We start from the raw sequence: 3976 nt of genomic DNA on the forward strand, positions 1-3976 counted from the left end.
CGTTCACCGGGCTGCAACCCCATGGCACGTTGAGGTATGTGTGGGGAATGGCGCGATGCGTGTTCCTGTCTGTTCTGGTGTTGCTCTCGGGCTGTGCCACTTCGCGGCTGTCCGGTGCGGAGCTCGACCGTGTGGTCCAGCCCGCCTTCATCTCCCGCATTGAAATCGAGGCCGGTCCCAAGAGCCTCGTCTTCCGCGAGGACGATGCGTACGGCGACAAGCTCAAGAAGCTCGAGCCCAAGGAGGCCGATCGCCGTCTCCAGGCCAAGCTCATGAAGGCGGTGACGCGCTTCGAGATCTCCGAGCGCCTGCGTGTCGGCACGATCCAGCAGCTCCCGCAGGAGCGGCCGTGGACGAACACGGTGGATCCGGCGCGAGTGGCCTCGGCCCTGGAGAGCTTCCTGGTGGAGGAGGTGCCGGCGAACGCCCCCGACTACGATCTGTTGCTCCCGCTGGGCGTGGACACGGTGGTGGAGTTCGTCATCCAGGACTACGGCATGCGCAGCGACAATGGCCACGCGGGTGCGTACGTGAAGGGCTATGGGCGCATGTTCCGGCTGGCGGGCCGGAGTGAGATGTGGCGCCGGTCTTTCTCGGTGGATCAGATCGAAGCGGGGGAGCCGCACCTGGATCCCCTCAAGGTGGGCAAGGATCCGGATCTGTTCCGCCAGGCCATCACCTCGCTGCTGGATGTGGTGGCGGAGCAGTTCGCGAAGGATCTGTCGCCCAAGGACCGCCGGGGGGGGCCGCCGCTGCCAGTGGAAGGGGGCCCGGACATCCACGCGCCATCGGACAGCACGAACCGTACGGGCCGCGAGAATGAGCCGCCTTCGAGAAGGCCGGAGCCAGAGCTGCCCGCGGGCGAGCTGCCGGATCCTGACCCGTGAGAGCCCTGCTGCTCCTGACGGCGTTGACGCTGGGGGCCTCCGCGAGCGCTCAGCCCAAGGAGGAGCCTGTTCCGGAAGGGGTGTTCGGGCTCGCCGAGATCCGGGTCTTCGTCAGCAGCCCTCTGTGGTTCGCGTGGAAGCTCCCATCGTCGAAGTTTCTCCTCGGCTACGCCCGAGGCCCCGAGGGAAGAGGCCCCGAGGCGGGGCAGTTCGTCGTGCTCGATGGCAAGGGAAGGCTCGACGCGAAGCAGACCCAAGCCGTCCAGGAGGCGCTCCAGCAGGCGGATGCCTCGGGGCGCTGCATGGAGGTGAGCGAGCGGAAGATGCCCCTGTTGATGCCTCTGGGCACCCAGGGCGTCGTGCTCCAGTCGAGCTCCGATCCCCAGGGCTCGTGCCTGTTCACCTGGAACGCCCGCCGTTCAGCCATCGAGGTCCGGGCCGCTGACAGCGTGACGGCCCTCTGCGGGCCTTCGGGCTGTCCTCCCAAGGCATGTTGGCTCACCGAGGACTGCTGGCTGCCCGAGGCTCCGGACCTGGACACGGCGCGAAAGGGCTTCCATCCCACTTTGCTGGCGCAGTCCCTCATGGAGGACGTTCCGGCACCGGGGCGCGCTGTGTTGGCGGCGACCCTGCCGGGCGCGGGGAGGGTCCTCGTATGGGTGCCCTCCTGGCGCAGGGCGGACGCGGCGGATTCCGAGAAGGGCATGGACTCCCGCCTCTACGTCTTCGACCCCCAGAAGAAGGCCATCGATACGGCCATGACGCGGAAGCTCGTGGCGGCGCTCGGGACCGCGCTGGACGAGTGCCAGGGGCTCGGCACGGTGGCGGAGCTGCAGCAGAGCGGGAAGGGCGTGGAGATTCGCCAGTTCTATGCACCCGGGACGACGCACCTGAACTGCTCCAGCACGGTGAGCTGGAAGGGCGGGAAGTTCAGCGTGGAGGCACACCCCTCGGGAGACAGCAGCCTGAGCTCGCTGGCGCGGGAGCAGGAACCAGGGGCCAGCGACGACCAGGCGCTCGGGCTGTGGAAGTCCGGCAAGCGCGATCTGGCGCTCGCCATGTGGGAGCAGCTCTACGCGCGGGCGGACTACCAGAGCCCCGGTTTCGCCGACGTCTGCAACAACCTCGGGTTCGCGTACTGGACGCTGACGGAGTTCAAGAAGGCCGAGGAGGTATTGCTCGACTGCGAGAAGTCCTTCCCGGCCCGCGCGACGATCCAGCTCAACCTGGGGGACGTCTACCGCGACACCGGTCGCGCCAAGGAGGCGATGGAGCGCTACCAGCACTTCCTCGAGATGGAAGGGGGAACGCCCCAGCAGCGCAAGGCCGCCGAGAAGAGCCTCGAGCGGCTCAAGGGGCGTCCCTGAGCCGCGCTTGTACCCGCCGGGTCAGCCCTTCGGGTTTCCCCCCGAGCTCGGCGGTCCGGCATAGCCGCCCTCCGCCAAGCGCTCGCCGCTTATCTGGTAGAGCTCGGCCGTGTGGTGCCCCACGCCGGTGGCGTCGATCCACCGGTTGTAGAAGTTGAACAGGGCGCAGACGTTGATGGCGTCGTAGATGGCCTCGTCGGACCAGCCGGTGGCCTTCACCGCGTCCATGTCCTCCTGGCGGATCTTCCCGGGCGAGAGGTTCACCTTCTCCAGGAAGGTGAACAACGCCCGTTCGGCCTCCGAGATCGGAGCCGTGCGGTGATCGTCGAGGACCGCCTCGACCTTCTTCTCGTCTCCCAGCAGCTTCGCCGCGACCGCGGCGTGAGAGTTCGTTCAAAACAAACAGAAGTTGCCGCGCGAGGTGAAGGCGGCAATCAGCTCGCGCATGCCCGCGGACAGGGGCGAGGGCCCTCGCATGACCTCCTGGGTGAACTCAGACAGCGCATTCGTGACCTTGGGCTTGAATGCGAACAGGTGCCAGATGCGAGGGAAGGGCCTGCCCGCTTCGCGGGCCCGGCGGATCAGCTCCCCGTAGTGCCCGGTGCCTTCATAGGCTTCGATGCCCTTCAGAAACATCGGATCCATAGAACCTCTTCTCGCTCAAGGTGACGTCGCTGGCGCGGGTTGGATCTCCGCCAGCACTTTCTCGTCGATGTGGATCTGCGCACGCTCGCGCAGTTGGTGGACCAGCGTCTCCAGGGCCTGCGTGCGCCGCTCGGACAGCAGCCGGGTGGCGATGCGATCCTTCACCGACTCCAGCGGGTTGTTCAAGCCCGCCTGACGCAGCGTCAGCTTGAGGAGGTGGAAGCCTCTCTCCGTCTCCACCAGCGGCCCCACTTCCTGCGGCGACTGGAGCGTGAAGGCCGCCTGCGCCAGTGCCGTTCCCCACGCTTGCGACAGCTCCTCCGCTGTCCTCGGGCCCAGATCTCCACCCTGCGCCTTGCTGGCCGCATCATCCGAGCGCTCTCGTGCCAGCGCCTCGAAGCCGTCCTGGCCCGGAGCTCCGGTGGGCGCGCGCACCTTCGCCAGCAGCGCCAGCGCCTCCGCCTTCACTTGCGGCCGCCGGGCGTCTCCCGCCGCCGCCGCCAGGAAGATGTGGCTCATCCGCACCTGCTCCGGCCGGACGAACTCAGCCCGGTGCTCCTCGTAGTACTGGCGCACCTCCGCCTCGGACGGAGGCTTCATCTCCTCCGTCACCTGCTTGACCAGCCGTTGGACGATCAGCTTGCGCAGTGCCTGCTGGACCTCGGCGTCCTTGTCCAGGCCTCGGCGCTCCGCCTCCTGCGCCAGCACCTCGAACTGGATCATCCCGTCCAGGAACTCCTGCTTCCGCTCCACCGTGGTGTAGCGGCCTCGGATGAAGGGCGCCTGCTCGTCCAGCCGCTGCTTGTACTCCTCCGCCGTGATCGCCGAGGTCCCCACCGTGGCCACCACGGGCTCCGCGGGACGATCCTTCTCCTGCCCACGGCACCCCAGGCCCCCCACCAGGCCCAGCACGCAGCAGGCCAGGAACACGCGCTCCGTCATGTCGCTCCCATCGCTGATCTCGCGGACCGGATCCAGCGAGGCATTTACCTGTAGCCAACATACAACGGGAAGTCCTAGGGTCTTCACTTCCGGTCATAGGAGGCGTGGAAGGAGCCTGTGGCTACGGGAGGTTGT

At 67.5% G+C, this 3976-nt stretch carries 5 protein-coding genes; 2 read left to right on the plus strand and 3 right to left on the minus strand.

All coding sequences use genetic code 11. The annotated features are described in order from the left end of the window. Window positions 1-47 precede the first annotated feature (47 nt). Window positions 48-887, plus strand: a complete 840-nt coding sequence (locus DB31_RS07565; protein ID WP_205628475.1) for a hypothetical protein — start codon at window positions 48-50, stop codon at window positions 885-887. Continuing rightward, window positions 884-2254 carry a tetratricopeptide repeat protein gene (locus DB31_RS07570; protein WP_044184609.1) on the plus strand — a complete coding sequence of 457 codons (1371 nt, stop codon included), beginning with the start codon at window positions 884-886 and terminating at the stop codon, window positions 2252-2254. The genes DB31_RS07565 and DB31_RS07570 overlap by 4 nt, the downstream gene beginning before the upstream one ends. Window positions 2255-2275: 21 nt before the next feature. On the opposite strand, the gene DB31_RS07575 is transcribed toward DB31_RS07570, so the two are convergent. The 3 genes from DB31_RS07575 to DB31_RS07585 all read right to left on the minus strand — a co-directional run bounded on the left by DB31_RS07575 (window position 2276) and on the right by DB31_RS07585 (window position 3841). Next, complete coding sequence (locus tag DB31_RS07575; RefSeq protein WP_240486581.1) at window positions 2276-2539, minus strand: carboxymuconolactone decarboxylase family protein; 264 nt, start codon at window positions 2537-2539, stop codon at window positions 2276-2278. Window positions 2540-2647: 108 nt separating this feature from the next. Further along, a complete protein-coding gene (locus DB31_RS07580; RefSeq protein ID WP_044184616.1) occupies window positions 2648-2899 on the minus strand; it encodes a carboxymuconolactone decarboxylase family protein in 252 nt (83 codons plus the stop codon). Window positions 2900-2914: 15 nt separating this feature from the next. Next, entirely contained in the window at window positions 2915-3841 is a 927-nt protein-coding gene (locus DB31_RS07585) for a peptidylprolyl isomerase (RefSeq protein ID WP_052419788.1), read from the minus strand. Window positions 3842-3976: the final 135 nt, after the last annotated feature.

The organism is Hyalangium minutum, from assembly GCF_000737315.1.
Taxonomy (GTDB): Bacteria; Myxococcota; Myxococcia; order Myxococcales; family Myxococcaceae; genus Hyalangium; species Hyalangium minutum.